Origin of the sequence: Actinomyces faecalis (assembly GCF_013184985.2) — a bacterium.
GTDB classification, from domain to species: Bacteria; Actinomycetota; Actinomycetes; order Actinomycetales; family Actinomycetaceae; genus Actinomyces; species Actinomyces faecalis.
On sequence record NZ_CP063418.1, the window covers coordinates 2,124,142 to 2,140,361 of the forward strand.

Sequence of the window (16,220 nt, forward strand, 5' to 3'; positions counted from 1 at the left end):
GGTGGGTGTGGTGCTGTCAGTGCCCGCCGGAGGCAGGCGGCCCCTCGCCGCCCAGGCAGCGGGCCAGGGAGTCGGCGTTGGCGCGCATCATGTCGATATAGGTAGGGGCGTCCTGGTCGAGTGTGTCCCCGTAGAGGCCACACACCTGCACCCCTGCCTCCTGGGCCACGGTGCGCAGGGGTGAGCGGGTCCGCGCGAGGTTGGGCTCAAGGAAGACGGCGGGCACGCGCAGGTCCGCCAGGGTGGTGGACAAACGCACCCGGTCAGCCACGCTCGGCTCCACACCCGGGTTGGGTGCGAGGAATCCCGTGACCTCCAGCCCGTAGGCGTGGGCGAGATAGCCGTAGGCGTCATGGGTGGTCACCAGCCGTCTGCGATCCGGGGGGATGGACTCCACCGTGGTGCGCACATAGTGGTCAACCTCATCAAGCTGCTGGATGTACTGATGCGCGTTCGTCTCATACTGCGTGGCGCCCTCAGGGTCGATCTGGCTGAGGGCATCAGCGATCACACGCGCGTAGGCGGCAGCGTTATGCGCGTCATGCCACAGATGCGGATCGATGTCTCCGTGGACGTGCTTGCCTAGGACCGCTTGGGGCAGGAGGTAGACCTGCTCCCCCGGAGCACCCAGGAAACGGAACCCCGGGGCACCCGGAACCGCTGCCAGGGTGCGTGGCGGGACGTCGAGGACCACGTCATCGAGGTTCACCATGCTCATGGACGACCCGATAGTGGAGGACACGGGTGTGGTCTTGCCAGACAGTCCCTGGGGCACAGAGGCTGTGTCCACCGCCAGGCCTACCTGGCCGTGCTCCAGGTCGGCGGTGATGTCCGCGTGCCCCTGGGACAGGACTGTCCGGCCTTCACGCGTGGCCACGTCCTGGGCACTGACCCCTACTGCGAACACAGCAGTGGCCGGGGCGATTGGCTGTGCGGGGCTGTCTGGTCGCGCGCGCACCGCAGCAGCCAGGGTGACGCGGTAGATGCCGGGCCTCGTGAAGCCCCAGCTCATGTGCTGGTGGGCATCCGCAGGCAGGACCGTGGTGTCAGCACCTTCCGGTCCCGGCACCTCTAGGCCATCGGAGCTGGCGAAGCCGATCTGTGGGTCTCCGAAAGAGGTGGTGAGGTAGGAGGCGGCCTGCCCCGGTCCCTCCACCTTCGTGGCTGACAGCTCAACGGTGGAGGCTCGGTCAGCGCCGTAGGAGGCACCGTCGCCCACGACCCTCATTCCCAGCCACACCGTGTCCAGAGAGCGATCCTCAACCAGCGGCAGGATCGTGGCGCCCTTCTTCGCCGCCGCCTCAGCCACTGACACGCTCGTGGCCGATGCCGGGAGGTTGGCGTCGAGCGTGCGGATGAGTGCGTGCTCCTCTAGGAGGAGGTAATTGGACAAGGCCAGGTCTGCGTAGGCGACATCTCGCACGGAGCGTAGTGTCGGCTCCCAGGAGTGGGGGTCGGCGCCGTCGGGCACAAGCTGACTGACCTGCGCCCGGTCACCGGCGACATGACGTGCCAGGTCAGCCAGGATTCCCGTCGTGGTCACCACACGCAGTGCACCATCGTGGGCTGGGTCAACCGCCGCGAGCCGTGAGTGGGTGCACCCCGCCCCGGGCAGGACCAGTGCCGCTGCGGCCAAGGCCGCCAGCACCCGTCCTGCCCGGGATGGACGAGATGGGATCATGCTCCAGCCCGCCGACGACGGCGCGCGGCCATGAGCAGACCGCCCAGCATGACGGCACCGAGAGAGGCGACGGCACCAGACCAGGCGTCGCTACCGGTGCGGGCCAGGCTCAGGTCACAGGGCTGTCCATCTGGCGTGCGCCCCACGACCTCCTCGACCATCGGCCTGCCGTTGGGCCCCTTCTCCCCAGTGGGCTTGAGGGCACCAGCCCCCGATGCGTCCTGTGCTCCCGAGCCGTTGAGCTGCCCCGAGGTCGGGGTGACCTTCATCGACAGCGTGAGACGGTACGTCCCTGGCTCAGTGAAGACCCAGTTCTGGTGGGCGTGGGTATTGGCCGGCAAGGTGTAGGACGAACCTTGACCGTTGAAGACGTGGGCCCCCACGCCTCCCCCGAGTGAGCCGGCGCTGAAGACCGCGACCTGGCCGGGGCCGGACACAGACTCAAGCCGGAAGGTCACCCCGCCGCTGGTGCGGCTGACAATCTCCTGGTGCTGGGAGTTCATTCCCAGCCAGGGCACCCCGGCGATCTGGGTCGAGGGGATCATCCACACCTTCGAGCCCGGCTTCGCCACGAAGGACAAGGCCGAGGGCGCGTCCAGGGACGCCGCGTCTCCCAGGGCGAAGGTCAGGGAGGAGGGGTCCGCCCACGTGGCGGGTTGCTGACGGTCATCCTTGATCCTGGCCTTGACAGTGTCGCCCTCGATGACGGGTCCAAGGTCAAAGTGCCCATCAGTGGCATTGCCCTGAGCACCGGGACCAACATTGAACGTCAGTGTGGTCACTGCCGTGTTGGCATCGGCGCTGGATCCGCCTGCGGAGGACAGCGACGCTGCCTCCTCTGCGGTTGCCTCGCGGGTGATGGTGGTCGACAGGCACTGTGTGGAAGACGCACCCGTTGTCGCTGAGGTTCGTGCGTCCTGTGAGCCAGCCGTCCCACCCTCGTCGCCAGCCTGGTCCGGTACACTGGGCTGGTCCCTGCGGCCAGACTCGGCCGGGACGCCCTGGCTGGGAGGCAGCTCGGGGCCTAGGCAGCTGACGTCACCAACATCAATGGTGTAGGTGCGAGGCTGGCTGGAGACCTGGGTCCCGTCAGCGCGCGTGGCCTGGGCGACAACCCGCAAGGTGTAGCGCCCCTGCTTGCTGAACAGCCAGTTGACATGCGAGTGCGCCGGGAAGGGCTGAACGATCTCGGCTCCCGAGGCGGGCAGGGTGAAGCCCCCGTCCGCCAGGCGGGAGGTGAAGCCCCCGAAGGCGTCGGACTGCGCCATGGTGATCGTGCCGTCCTTCGGTCCACTGTAGGAGACCTTGAAGGTGGTGGCACCGTAGCCTGCGGCCTTGATGCCGAGCGTGTCCCATCCAGGCCAGACCAGCTCAGCATCCTGGGTCTGAGGAAGAAGATAGCCGTGGTCGGGTCCGGGGAAGCCGGCGGGCAGGGACGTGGTGTAAGCGTGGGCACCAACCTTGACCAGGACACTCTCAGGCTGACGCGTCACTGCCGTCCCGGTCACGTCCTCCTTGACTCCCAGGTCCACGCCACCCGAGGCATTGGCCGTCACATTGAACAGGTCCAGGTGCCCCTTGCTCAGGACTGTGTCCACACCCTTGGGGGTGCACATGACAGGCAGTGCCGTATCGGGGTCGAGAGGCAGACCAGGGTTGCCCTGGTCGCCGGGAGCAGCCGACGGCGGGACCGGCGCAGGCGGCGTGGGCGTCGCTGGGGCCGGCGTCGGAGCGGGGGCAGGGGCCGACGGCGTCGGCACGGGCGTAGCCGTGTCTCCCTGCCCGTCTGAGTCCGGGTCACCCACTATCCAGGTGTAGGTGACAGGAGCTGAGGTGACGGTCTTTCCGGTTGTCGCAGACACTGCGCTGGCCTGCACCGTCATCGTGTAGCGACCCGGTGACTCGAAGAGCCAGTTCGCATGGGTATGGGCAGGACTCTCCTGGCGGATGACCTCACCCTCCGCCAGGGTCAAGGATCCAGAAGCCAAGGAGGCACGGATGTTGCCCGCTAGGTCAGAGGAGAAGAGGAACACTCTGCCTGGCCCGCTCACGGACGCGATGGTCAGGTCCACGGCAGAGAAGTCAGGACGGACCTGGGTGGTGTCCCAGCCTGGGAACAGCGCCTCCTGCTGCGTCGAGCCGTTCTCCGGCAGGTAGTAACCACGTGCGGGCAGGCGGTCGTGGAGACGTGCGGGGATGTCACGCAGCGTGTTGTCACGCACCGCAAGAGTCATCCACGCCGGATCACGCAGCACCGCCTTCCCCGTGGACTCGTCCTTGGCTGCCAGGATCAGCGTGCCCCGATGGGCCAGGACATTGAAAAGGTCAATGTGTCCGTGGTCAACCGTGACGGGGTTCTGGTTGAGGGGCACCTCAGGCTGCGGGGCCGGAGCCGCAGATGGCTCAGCACTGGGCTCAGCACTGGGCACAGGGGCCGGAACCTCAGACGGAGCATCGCTCGGCTCAGGGGCCGGAGCCTCGGACGGCTCAGCAGTCGGCGCAGGGGCCGGAGCCTCAGACGGAGCATCGCTCGGCTCAGGGGCCGGGCGGGTATCCTGCCCAGCCTGCTCAACACGGAAACGCACGGTGAAAGGCTGTGAGCGCAGTTCTTGACCATCGCTTGCGGTGACCACAGCCTGTCCGGTCATCGTGTACAGGCCCGCGTGGGTGAAGAACCAGTGGGCGTGGGTGTGCCCCAGGATCGGCAGCGTGGTGCCAGACTCAACGAAGTAGCGGTTGTCAGCCAGGCACGGGACAACCGCCGAACCATCCTCGGAGAGGGGATCGTTGGCGAACAGTGCGACGCGTCCCGGACCTTCCACGGATGAGAAGTCAATACGTGTGGAGGTAAAACCGTTCTCCCGGAACCCAGGGGCTGACCATCCGGGCTCGAAGTAGTGTGAGGCATTCTCACTGCCGGTGAAATACCCCTGACGGGTCGCCTCTCCCAGCTTGGTGAAGGTGTAGTCGTCCCCGTACGTGCTTGAGCTGATGACGAGCTCAGTCTCGTCGGGGACGTACTGGGTGTTCCGGATTCCGTTAACGACCCGGACAACGGGCTGTCCTGAGTCGGTCAGAACATGAAATGCGTCCGTGTGGCCGGTGGACAGCACCACCCTGCCATCGGCGGCCTGCGCAAGCGCAGGCATGAGGAACATCGTGGCGGCGAGTAGCACCGTCAGACAGGCAGACAGTGCACCCGCAAGACGGGATCGAGTGAGCGTCATGGGCGTCCTTGGGGTGGCAGATACAGCATCGCCCACCCCGACGGAGGCTCACACCTGATGGGAACGACCGGACGTGACGGGCAGGGACATTCTATTGAGAACGGATTTCATTCACAACTGGCACCCCTGTCTTCTCTGCGACATCACCCACGAGCGAGGAACTAGCTGGTCGCAGCCCGCGCCGGAGCGCGGCACGCGGCTGTCACGATTGACACCAACTTTTCCGCAGCGTTCCTCACGCGTCATGACGCTGCCGAGAAACGGCGTCGTTCCAACGACTCCCGGCAAGGACAACGGCGCCGTCCCCCGGACAGAAAAAATCGTTGCCGATCGTGACAGGAGCCAGCCGACGGCGAGCCCGCTCGCGACACACCCGGCCCTGTCTCCCGCCCTCAAGCAACACACGCGCACCGACATCCCACGCATCCACCCACGTCCAGACAAGCAGGTACCGCGGCACCCACTGATGGACACCTTACGTGCCCTGTCAGTGGAGGCCGCGGTACCTGCTCGCTGTCTCAGGCCCTGCGGTGCAGGCGGGTCACCGACTCGGCCCCGCCTGCGCCGTCGGAATCAGAACTGGTAGTCCTCCGAGGAGAAACCGGTTCGGAAGTCGTCGGAGAAGTCCGCGCGGAAGTCAGCGCCGAAGGAGAAGTCGTCCAGCGCGACCGACTCGCCGGTCCCAAACATGTCACCGAAGCCAGCGCGGGAGAAGACTTCCTGCTTGACCTCCTCGGTGGGCTCGACCTCAATGTCGGAGTAACGGGCCAGGCCCGTTCCAGCCGGGATGAGCTTACCGAGGATGACGTTCTCCTTCAGGCCCAGCAGCGGGTCCGACTTGCCGTTCATCGCGGCCTCGGTCAGCACGCGCGTGGTCTCCTGGAAGGAGGCCGCCGAGAGCCAGGAGTCCGTGGCCAGCGAGGCCTTGGTGATCCCCATCAGCTCGGTACGGCCCGAGGCGGTCTTGCCACCCTCAGCCATGACCCGGCGGTTCTCCGCGCGGAAGTGCATGACGTCAACCAGGTCACCCTGGAGCAGGCTCGTGTCGCCGGACTCCAGCACCGTCACGCGGCGCAGCATCTGGCGCACGATGACCTCAATGTGCTTGGAGTGGATGTCCACGCCCTGGGAGCGGTAGACCTCCTGGACCTCCTCCACCAGGTGGCGCTGGGTAGCGCCGACGCTACGCAGGCGCAGGACCTTCTTCGGGTCCACCGGCCCTTCTGTCAGGGCCTGGCCGGGCTCGACGTGGTCACCGTCGGCCACCAGCAGGCGCTGGCGGCGCGAGACCGGGACCACGAGGTCCTCCTCGCCGTCGTCACGCGTGATGACCAGGCGCTTGCCCTCGGCGTCGTCCTCGATCTTGAGCGTGCCGGCAGCCTCGGCCACAGCGGCCTCGCCCTTGGGGGTACGAGCCTCGAAGAGCTCCTGGACACGAGGCAGACCCTGCGTGATGTCCGCGGCACCAGCCGCACCACCGGTGTGGAAGGTACGCATCGTCAGCTGGGTACCGGGCTCACCGATGGACTGGGCGGCGATGATGCCCACAGCCTCACCAATGTCCACGCGCTTGCCGGTGGCCAGCGAGCGGCCGTAGCAGGCCGCGCAGGTGCCGACGGCGGAGTCACAGGTCAGCACGGAGCGGACGGTGATCTCCTCGGCACCGGCCTCGATGGCAGCCGCGACCTCAGCCTCGCCCAGGTCCGTGCCAGCGGCGACGACGACGTCGCCGGTCTCAGTGACGACGTCACGTGCCAGCGTGGTGCCGTACACGGTGGTCGCCAGGATCTCGCTGGGCTCCTTGACGCGCTCGCCGTCAACGTCCTTCCAGGTGAAGATGCGCTTGGCCAGGCCCTTGCGGGTGCCACAGTCATCCTCACGCACAATGACGTCCTGGGACACGTCCACCAGACGACGCGTCAGGTAGCCGGAGTCCGCGGTACGCAGCGCCGTGTCCGCCAGGCCCTTACGGGCGCCGTGGGTGGCGATGAAGTACTCCAGGACGCTCAGGCCCTCACGGTAGTTGGACTTGATCGGACGGTCGATGAGCCGCTGCTTCGGGTCCGCCACCAGGCCTCGCATACCGGCGAGCTGACGGATCTGGTCCCAGTTTCCACGGGCACCGGAGACCACCATCTGGTAGACGGTGTTGCGCTCAGGGAAGTTCTCACGCATGGCCTCGGCCACCTCGGCGGTCGCCTTGGTCCAGATGTCGATCAGCGACTGGTAGCGGTCCTCCTCGGTGAGCGCACCCATCTCGAACTGGTCCTCGATCTCGGCTGCCTCGGCCTCGTAGCGTGCCAGGATCTCCGGCTTGGAGGCCGGGGAGACGACGTCGGCGAAGGCGACGGTGATGCCGGACCAGGTCGACCAGTAGAAGCCGTTGGACTTCAGCTCGTCCAGGGAGGCGGCCACGTCCACGCGCGGGTAGGACTCGGCCAGGCGGTTGACGATGTTGCCCAGCTTCTTCTTGTCCACCACGTCATTGACGTAAGGGAAGGTCTCGGGCAGCGCCGTGTTGAACACCGCGCGCCCCAGCGAGGTACGCAGGGTCACGGGCTCGCCCTCGGTCCACCCTTCAGGGGCCTGCCAGCCGGTGGGGGGCGTGATGCCCTCCTCGAAGCGGATGTCGCAGACGGCGTTCATGTCCAGCTTGCCGAAGTCGTGCGCCATGAGCGCCTCGGCGAAGGAGGAGAAGGACGGCACGACCGGGTTGCCCTCGGCGTCCACCTCGACCTCGACCGTGGGGTCAGGGGTCTGGGTGAGGTAGTAGGTGCCGATGATCATGTCCTGAGAGGGCATGGTCACGGGGCGGCCGTCGGAGGGCTTGAGGATGTTGTTGGACGACAGCATGAGGATGCGAGCCTCAGCCTGCGCCTCGGCACCCAGCGGCAGGTGGACAGCCATCTGGTCGCCGTCGAAGTCGGCGTTGAAGGCGCCGCACACCAGCGGGTGCAGCTGGATGGCCTTGCCCTCGATCAGCTGCGGCTCAAAGGCCTGGATGCCCAGACGGTGCAGCGTAGGGGCGCGGTTGAGCAGCACGGGGTGCTCGCGGATGACCTCGGCCAGCACGTCCCACACCTTCGGGTTGGCCCGCTCGACCATCCGCTTGGCGGCCTTGACGTTCTGGGCCTCCTTGAGCTCGACCAGACGCTTCATGACGAAGGGCTTGAACAGCTCCAGCGCCATCTGGCTGGGCAGACCGCACTGGTGGAGCTTGAGCTGGGGGCCGACGACGATGACGCTACGGCCGGAGTAGTCCACGCGCTTGCCCAGGAGGTTCTGGCGGAAACGACCCTGCTTGCCCTTGAGCATGTCGGACAGGGACTTCAACGGGCGGTTACCCACACCGGTGACCGGACGGCCGCGTCGGCCGTTGTCGAACAGGGCGTCCACGGCGTCCTGAAGCATGCGCTTCTCGTTGTTGACGATGATCGTGGGAGCACCCAGGTCCATCAGCCGCTTGAGACGGTTGTTGCGGTTGATGACGCGACGGTAGAGGTCGTTGAGGTCGGAGGTGGCGAAACGACCACCGTCAAGCTGGACCATCGGGCGCAGGTCCGGCGGGATGACCGGGATCGAGTCGAGCACCATGGCCTCGGGGGCCGTGCCGGTGACGCGGAAGGCGTTGATGACCTTCAGGCGCTTGATCGCGCGGGTCTTGCGCTGCCCGGTACCGTTGGCCACGACCTCGGCCAGGGCCTCGGCCTCACCCTCCAGGTCGAAGGTGCGCAGGCGGGCCTGGACGGCCTCGGCGCCCATGGCACCCTTGAAGTAGATGCCGTAGTCGGCCACCATGTCGCGGTACAGGACCTCGTCACCCTCCAGGTCACCGACCTTGAGAGAGACGAAGCGGTCCCAGACCTTGTCCATGTGCTCCAGCGTGCGCTGGTTCTTGCGGCGCAGCGCACCCATCTCACGCTCGGCGGTCTTGCGCAGCTTGTCGCGCTGGGCCTGGTCGGCGCCCTCGGCCTCAAGCTGGGCGAGGTCCTCCTCCAGGCGCTTCTGGCGCGCCTCGACGTCGGCCTGACCGGCCTCCTCAACGTGCTTCTTCTTGACCTCGAGCTCGTTACGCAGCGAGGGAAGGTCGTCGTGACGGCCCTCCTCGTCCACCTCGGTCACCATGTAGGCGGCGAAGTAGATGACCTTCTCCAGGTCCTTGGGCGCGAGGTTGAGCAGGTAGCCCAGGCGCGAGGGAACGCCCTTGAAGTACCAGATGTGGGTCACCGGCGCGGCGAGCTTGATGTGAGCCATGCGCTCACGGCGCACCTTGGAGCGGGTGACCTCCACACCGCAGCGCTCGCAGACGATGCCCTTGTAGCGCACGCGCTTGTACTTGCCGCAGGCGCACTCCCAGTCGCGGGTGGGGCCGAAGATCTTCTCGCAGAAGAGTCCGTCCTTCTCCGGCTTGAGGGTGCGGTAGTTGATGGTCTCGGGCTTCTTGACCTCACCGTGGGACCAGGACTTGATGTCCTCGGAGGTGGCAAGGCCGAGCTGGATGCGATCGAAGACGTTGGCGTCGAGCACAGTTCCTACTTCCGATGTGTCAGCTCATCGATTGTCTGGTGGGGCTGGCGAGCGTTGTTCCAGGACGCTCGCCACCCTGTGGGGCCCGGGAGGGGCGGCCGCTCAGGCCGCCCCTCGACCGGGGCCCGTGGTGGTCAGATCTCGTCGACCGTGGAGGCCATGGCGCCACCGGGGCGGCGGCCCAGGTCGAAACCGAGCTCGTCGGAGGCACGGCGGCCGTCCTCGTCGGTGTCGTCCAGGCCGATGACGTTGCCCTCGGCGTCGAGCGCCTCGACGTTCAGGCACAGCGACTGCATCTCCTTCATGAGCACCTTGAAGGACTCGGGGATGCCGGGCTCGGGGATGTCCTCGCCCTTGACGATGGCCTCGTAGACCTTGACTCGACCGTTGACGTCGTCGGACTTGACGGTGAGCAGCTCCTGGAGGGCGTGGGCGGCGCCGTAGGCCTCCATCGCCCACACCTCCATCTCACCGAAGCGCTGACCACCGAACTGCGCCTTACCACCCAGCGGCTGCTGGGTGATCATGGAGTACGGACCGGTGGAGCGGGCGTGGATCTTGTCGTCCACAAGGTGGTGGAGCTTGAGGATGTACATGTAGCCGACCGAGATCGGGTACGGGAAGGGCTCACCAGAGCGGCCGTCGAACAGACGGGCCTTGCCGTTGGGCGCGATGAGCTGCATGCCGTCGCGGTTGGGCAGCGTCGAGGAGAGCAGGCCCATGAGCTCGTCGTCACGCACACCGTCGAAGACGGGGGTGGCCACAGGCGTACGGGGCTCAGCCTTGACACCGTTGGCGGGCAGACGCACGGCCCACTCCTCGCCGGCCTCACGGGCCGCCGTGGCGTCCCACCCGCGGGAGGCGACCCAGCCCAGGTGCAGCTCCAGGACCTGGCCGACGTTCATACGGCTGGGCACGCCCAGCGGGTTGAGGATGACGTCGACCGGGGTGCCGTCCGCCAGGAAGGGCATGTCCTCGACCGGGTTGATCTTGGAGATGACACCCTTGTTCCCGTGGCGGCCGGAGAGCTTGTCACCGACGGTGATCTTGCGGCGCTGGGCGATGTAGACACGGACCATGTGGTTGACGCCGGCAGGCAGCTCAGCGTCCTCGTTGGAGGCGTCGAACTCGCGCACACCGGTGACGATGCCGTACTCACCGTGGGGCACGCGCAGCGAGGTGTCACGCACCTCGCGGGCCTTCTCACCGAAGATCGCACGCAGCAGGCGCTCCTCGCTGGTCAGCTCGGTCTCGCCCTTCGGGGTGACCTTACCGACCAGGATGTCACCGCTGCGCACCTCAGCACCGATGCGGATGATGCCGCGCTCGTCAAGGTTGGCCAGCGTCTCCTCGCTGACGTTGGGGATGTCGCGGGTGATCTCCTCCGCGCCGAGCTTGGTGTCACGGGCGTCGACCTCGTGCTCCTCAATGTGGATCGAGGTCAGCAGGTCCTCGGAGACCACGCGCTGGGACACGATGATCGCGTCCTCGTAGTTCAGACCCTCCCAGGTCATGAAGGCGACCAGGAGGTTCTGGCCCAGGGCCAGGTCCCCGCCCTCGGTCGCAGGTCCGTCGGCCAGGACCGAGCCAGCCTCAACGTGCTCACCCTCAGTGGCCACGACGCGCTGGTTGTAGCAGTTGCCCTGGTTGGAGCGACGGAACTTGGCGGCCTTGTAGACGGTCTCGGAGCCGTCGTCGTTGGCCACGCGCACGAAGTCCGCGCAGACCTCCGTGACGACACCGGGCTTGGAGGCCACGAGGACGTCGCCGGCGTCGACGGCTGTGCGGCGCTCCATGCCGGTACCCACCAGCGGGGCGCCGGGACGGATGAGCGGCACGGCCTGGCGCTGCATGTTGGCACCCATGAGGGCGCGGTTGGCGTCGTCGTGCTCCAGGAACGGAATGAGGGAGGTGCCCACCGACACCATCTGGCGCGGGGAGACGTCCATGAGGTCGACGTCACCGGCCGGGACCAGCGCGGGCTCGCCGCCGGTGACGCGGCACAGCACGTGGGACTCGGCGAAGTGACCGTCCTCGGTCAGCTCCACGTTGGCCTGGGCGATGACGTGGCGGTCCTCGTCGTCAGCCGTGAGGTAGTGGGTCTCGTCGGTGACCTGGCCGTCCTTGACCACGCGGTAGGGGGTCTCGACGAAGCCGAAGGGGTTGATGCGGGCGAAGGTCGCCAGCGAGCCGATCAGACCGATGTTCGGGCCCTCAGGGGACTCGATCGGGCACATACGGCCGTAGTGCGAGGTGTGGACGTCGCGCACCTCCATGGAGGCGCGCTCACGCGACAGACCGCCCGGGCCCAGCGCGGACAGACGACGCTTGTGCGTCAGGCCGGCCAGGGGGTTGTTCTGGTCCATGAACTGCGAGAGCTGGGAGGTCCCGAAGAACTCCTTGATCGCCGCGGTCACGGGTCGGATGTTGATGAGGGTGTTCGGGGTGATCGCCTCGACGTCCTGGGTCGTCATGCGCTCACGCACCTGACGCTCCATACGGCTCATACCAGTGCGCACCTGAGACTGGATGAGCTCGCCGACGGCGCGGATACGACGGTTACCGAGGTGGTCGATGTCGTCGAACTCGACGGCGATATCGACGATCTCGCCGTCCTTGACGCCCTCGACGCTCTCGGCACCGGCGTGCAGCGCCAGCAGGTACTTGATCGCGGCGACGATGTCCTCGATGCGCAGCACCGAGTCCGCCAGGTCCGCGGCCAGGCCCAGCTTCTTGTTGATCTTGTAGCGACCGACCTTGGCCAGGTCGTAACGCTTGGCGTTGAAGTAGAAGTTCTCCAGCAGGGTGCGGCCGGCCTCGACGCTCGGCGGCTCACCGGGGCGGATCTTCTTGTAGATGTCCAGCAGCGCCTCGTCCTGGTTGGTGACCTTGCGGTCCTCGTCCAGGGCGGAGGTCAGGGCCGGGTAGGCCTTGAACTCCTCGCGGATCTCCGACTCGTCCATGCCCAGGGCGAGAAGGAAGATGGTGATGTCCTGCTTGCGCTTGCGGTCGATGCGAACGGCCACGTGGTCGTTCTTGTCGATCTCAAACTCCAGCCACGCGCCGCGCGAGGGGATGAACTTGACGTTGTAGACGTACTTGTCCGAGGCCTTCTCGGTGGTGCGCTCGAAGTAGACGCCCGGGGAGCGCACGAGCTGGGAGACGACGACGCGCTCGGAGCCGTTGACGATGAAGGTTCCCTTGTCCGTCATGAGCGGGAAGTCGCCCATGAAGACCGTCTGGGACTTGATCTCACCGGTCTGGAAGTTCTCGAAGTCCGCCACGACGTACAGCGGCGCGGAGTAGGTCAGGTCCTTCTCCTGGCACTCCTCGGCCGTGTACTTCGGCTCCTCGAAGCGGTGGTCGTGGAAGGACAGCGCCATGGTCTCGCCGAAGTCCTCGATCGGGGAGATCTCCTCGAAGATCTCTTCCAGACCGGAGGTCTCGGGCAGCGAGCCGGGCCGGGCCGAGTTCGCAGCGTCCACGCGGGCACGCCACTTCTCGTTGCCGACGAGCCAGTCAAAGCTCTCGGTCTGCAGGGCGAGAAGGCTCGGAGCCTGCATAGGCTCAGCGATCTTCGCGAAGTTGATGCGACGCGACGCGGTGCGCGCGGCAATGTCAGCGGCAGTTGGTGCAGAGGTGCGCGAGGCAGCCAAAGGGGATCCTTCCCTCATCTCGGGGATCACTCTGCGTACACTGCGCACGGCGGGTGCTCCGACGACCCTGGGACACAGAGGGTTCCCGTGAAGGGAGCCGTCCGTCCGACGGTGCCACGAGCGCCACTACACACAATGCACGCAAAGCGCTAGCGTACACGCCCCTAGCATTGACATCTACGCCTGCACGGTACCGACCCTTGCGATTCGCGCCACACCCGCGCATACTACCCTCCCGCTCGTCGCCGGCGCCCTACGAGCTGTCATGAAATGGGTTATCTGCGTGCACGCCGACCGTCAGGAGGCTGCGAACACGCCCCAGCACGTCCCCACAGCTCTCGCGGCGTGCCCAGTCCTCGTGGCGGCGTGGCCAGACACCTCGGCGGCGTGGCCTCTGCCTTGAGGGCGTGCACACGTGCGCTGGCGGCGTGGCCCTGTTATGGCGGCGTGCGTACCAACGTCCTCACGCACGCCGTCACAACGCATACACGTCTTCACTACGCGGACACACGCCGCCAAGGCTCCGAAGTACGCCGCCACCGGAGGACTGGTGGGGCGGCGAGCACGCCGATGTCCTCCCGGAGCTGTTCCGCGCGCCTCGACGTCCGTCCACCCCTCCTGACGACAGCGCTCCGTCCTCGTTGGAGACAACAGCTGGCCCTGACCACCAGTGGTGGTCAGGGCCAGCGATGCAGTAGCTCCCCGAGCCCGCGCGAGCCGCGTCAGGCGGCGACGGCGGACGGGGCGAGACTCACTTGAGGGTGACGGTGGCGCCGGCGCCCTCGAGGGCCTCCTTGGCCTTCTCGGCGGCCTCCTTGTTGGCGCCCTCGAGGACGGGCTTGGGAGCGCCGTCGACGAGCTCCTTGGCCTCCTTCAGGCCGAGGGAGGTCAGGGCGCGCACCTCCTTGATGACCTGGATCTTCTTGTCGCCAGCGGACTCGAGGATGACGTCGAACTCGTCCTTCTCCTCGGCAGCGGCAGCCTCGCCGCCAGCGGCGGGGGCGCCGGCAACCGCGACAGCGGCCGGGGCAGCAGCGGTGACGTCGAAGGTCTCCTCGAAGGCCTTGACGAACTCGGACAGCTCGATGAGGGTGAGCTCCTTGAAGGCCTCGATGAGCTCGTCAGTGGTCAGCTTCGCCATGATGGGCGTTCCTTCCTGGAAAAGGGTCCTGCACTGTCTTCAGCACAGGGATGAAAGTGGTGTTGAACGAGGCACGCGGCTCAGGCCGCGGTCTCCTGCTTGTCGCGCAGGGCGTCGACAGTGCGGACCGCCTTGGAGGCGGGCGCGACGAAGAGGTACGCAGCCTTGGACAGGGACGCCTTCATGGCACCCGCAGCCTTGGCGAGCAGAACCTCGCGGGACTCGAGCGAAGCCAGCTTGTCAACCTCGGAGGCGTCCAGGACGTTGCCGTCCATGACACCGCCCTTGACGACGAGCTTGGCGTTGTCCTTGGCGAAGTCACGCAGCGCCTTGGCAGCCTCAACCGGCTCGCCGGAGACGAAGGTCAGGGCCGTGGGGCCCTTGAGGTCGTCAGCGATGGCCTCCAGGCCGACCTGGCGGGCGGCGATGGCAGCAAGCGTGTTCTTCACCACGGCGTACTCGGCGTTACCAGCGAGTGAACGACGCAGCTCCTTGAGCTCGGCGACGGTCAGTCCGCGGTACTCAGTCAGCAGCACCGCACCGGAGTCGCGGAACTTGCCCGCGAGCTCGGCAACAGCCGCTTCCTTGTCAGGCCTTGCCATGGGCCCTCCTTCCGTGGTCTGCCGCAGGCATCCAGGCTCCGGCACGAAAAAAGCCTCGCGCCGGCAAGGCACGAGGCTCACGCTCCACAACCGTGGAGGAGTCACGTTCTCACCTGCGCTGGCTCCATCGCTCCGAGGAGCTGGTGGACTTGGTCCCGCCGAGGCGGGAGACCTGCGGTCTTTGGCAGGTGCCAGACTACCGGCTCTCCTCCCCTGATCCGCAAGGCCGGAGGCTGTGGAAGTCCGGTGCGATCGGTCACGCTGTGGACGACGACGGTGACGGCTGACACGATCATGTGGTGGACATACTGCTTCCCACCTGCCTCAGCCTTGCACTGACCACCGCGGTGGCCTGGCTCGGCTCACGCACCGTCGCCCGCTACGTGGCGAGGCAGCGTCCGGAGGCCGCGGCCTCGCCTGCCCGGCTTCGCTGCCGTACCACCGCCTGCTGCGTCCTTCTCCACGCCGTCGTCCTCACCGTGCTGGCGCTGTGGGAGGTTCTCGACGACTCCTCCGGTGCGGGCACACGTCTGGTCCTCGCGACCCTGGCCAGCCCGGTCGCTGTGCTCGTGACGCTCGCGTGCCTCTGCGACGCCCTGTGCATGCGGCTTCCCAACCTTCTTCTGGGCCTGGCCGCGGTCCCGCTGGTTTTGGTCCACCTGCTGCGCGCCGCCGTGATGGCCAGCGAGATCGCCGATCCGTGCTCCTGGGCGTGGGACCACCAGGAGTGCCAGGTGGCGTACACGGGCTACCGTGCCGAGGCATCCAGCTACTGGCCTGTCCTGGCCCCGCTGCTCGTGGCCGCCGGCCTCACGGCCTCCTTGGCCCTGTCAGCCCGGCTCAGTCGCCAGATCGGAGCCGGCGACGTCAAGCTGGTCGCCGTCCTGACCTTCACCCTGGCTCCTTTCACCACCACCGGCCAGGTTTACGCCCTGTGCCTGGGGCTCGGGGCAGCAGGTATCGCTGCCGGCTTGCGCATCGCCCTGGGCCGTGCGGACCGACGCACCCCGGTTCCGCTGGGCCCGTACCTCCTTGGCGCCTTCACGGTCTCGTGGTGCCTGGCACTGTGAGGCTCCCGTCCCGGTCCCGCTCCTTCAGGACGCGACGGGGACGTCAGTCGGACGAAGCACCGGCGTGGCGACGCTGTGCCCGGTGGAGTCTCCTGGCAGGTCGATGACGACGACGTCCTGTCCCGTGTCAGGCCAGATCACCGGGACCGTCGCGGGCACGCCGGCCTTGACCGCGGGCAGATTGAGGGCCGTCAGCGGCCTGCGCGCCCCTGAGCTTGACTGGTAGTCGGCCGTCAGCAGACGGGTCCCGCCGACCAGGACCGTCAGGAGGTCCGTCATCTGCCCCAGGCGTTCGACGACGGCGCCGCTCGCCTTC

The 16,220-nt window shown here is 67.1% G+C and carries 8 protein-coding genes; 1 reads left to right on the forward strand and 7 read right to left on the reverse strand.

All coding sequences use genetic code 11. From position 1 onward, the window contains the following. Nucleotides 1-16: 16 nt before the first annotated feature. The 6 genes from HRL51_RS09180 to rplJ form a co-directional block, all read right to left on the reverse strand. The gene (locus HRL51_RS09180; RefSeq protein WP_172191401.1) at nucleotides 17-1,681 is read right to left on the reverse strand and encodes an anchored repeat ABC transporter, substrate-binding protein; all 1,665 of its coding nucleotides are present in this window, start codon (nucleotides 1,679-1,681) and stop codon (nucleotides 17-19) included. Then, nucleotides 1,678-4,908 (reverse strand): TIGR03773 family transporter-associated surface protein, encoded by a 3,231-nt coding sequence (locus tag HRL51_RS09185; protein ID WP_172191403.1) that lies wholly within the window; start codon nucleotides 4,906-4,908, stop codon nucleotides 1,678-1,680. The genes HRL51_RS09180 and HRL51_RS09185 overlap by 4 nt, the downstream gene beginning before the upstream one ends. 573 nt (nucleotides 4,909-5,481) lie before the next feature. Further along, nucleotides 5,482-9,435 carry a DNA-directed RNA polymerase subunit beta' gene (locus tag HRL51_RS09190; RefSeq protein ID WP_172191405.1) on the reverse strand — a complete coding sequence of 1,318 codons (3,954 nt, stop codon included), beginning with the start codon at nucleotides 9,433-9,435 and terminating at the stop codon, nucleotides 5,482-5,484. Nucleotides 9,436-9,569: 134 nt separating this feature from the next. Further along, nucleotides 9,570-13,091: a DNA-directed RNA polymerase subunit beta gene (gene rpoB / locus HRL51_RS09195; protein WP_172191406.1), complete on the reverse strand. Its 3,522-nt coding sequence runs from the start codon at nucleotides 13,089-13,091 to the stop codon at nucleotides 9,570-9,572. A 751-nt stretch (nucleotides 13,092-13,842) separates the two neighbouring features. After that, nucleotides 13,843-14,232: a 50S ribosomal protein L7/L12 gene (rplL, locus tag HRL51_RS09200; RefSeq protein WP_172120445.1), complete on the reverse strand. Its 390-nt coding sequence runs from the start codon at nucleotides 14,230-14,232 to the stop codon at nucleotides 13,843-13,845. A gap of 80 nt (nucleotides 14,233-14,312) precedes the next feature. Further along, nucleotides 14,313-14,834: a 50S ribosomal protein L10 gene (gene rplJ / locus HRL51_RS09205; protein ID WP_172120447.1), complete on the reverse strand. Its 522-nt coding sequence runs from the start codon at nucleotides 14,832-14,834 to the stop codon at nucleotides 14,313-14,315. Nucleotides 14,835-15,133: 299 nt separating this feature from the next. On the opposite strand from rplJ, the gene HRL51_RS09210 reads away from it, so the two are divergent. Further along, nucleotides 15,134-15,904: a hypothetical protein gene (locus HRL51_RS09210; protein WP_172191408.1), complete on the forward strand. Its 771-nt coding sequence runs from the start codon at nucleotides 15,134-15,136 to the stop codon at nucleotides 15,902-15,904. A 24-nt stretch (nucleotides 15,905-15,928) separates the two neighbouring features. On the opposite strand, the gene HRL51_RS09215 is transcribed toward HRL51_RS09210, so the two are convergent. Further along, the gene (locus HRL51_RS09215) at nucleotides 15,929-16,183 is read right to left on the reverse strand and encodes a hypothetical protein (RefSeq protein ID WP_172191410.1); all 255 of its coding nucleotides are present in this window, start codon (nucleotides 16,181-16,183) and stop codon (nucleotides 15,929-15,931) included. Between the last annotated feature and the right edge of the window lie 37 nt (nucleotides 16,184-16,220).

What these genes read in the sequence shown, in the direction of transcription:
- HRL51_RS09180 (WP_172191401.1), bottom strand. Translation starts at nt 1,681, where the DNA reads ATGATCCCATCTCGTCCATCCCGGGCAGGACGGGTGCTGGCGGCCTTG.
- HRL51_RS09185 (WP_172191403.1), bottom strand. Translation starts at nt 4,908, where the DNA reads ATGACGCTCACTCGATCCCGTCTTGCGGGTGCACTGTCTGCCTGTCTG.
- rplL (WP_172120445.1), bottom strand. Translation starts at nt 14,232, where the DNA reads ATGGCGAAGCTGACCACTGACGAGCTCATCGAGGCCTTCAAGGAGCTC.
- rplJ (WP_172120447.1), bottom strand. Translation starts at nt 14,834, where the DNA reads ATGGCAAGGCCTGACAAGGAAGCGGCTGTTGCCGAGCTCGCGGGCAAG.
- HRL51_RS09215 (WP_172191410.1), bottom strand. Translation starts at nt 16,183, where the DNA reads ATGACGGACCTCCTGACGGTCCTGGTCGGCGGGACCCGTCTGCTGACG.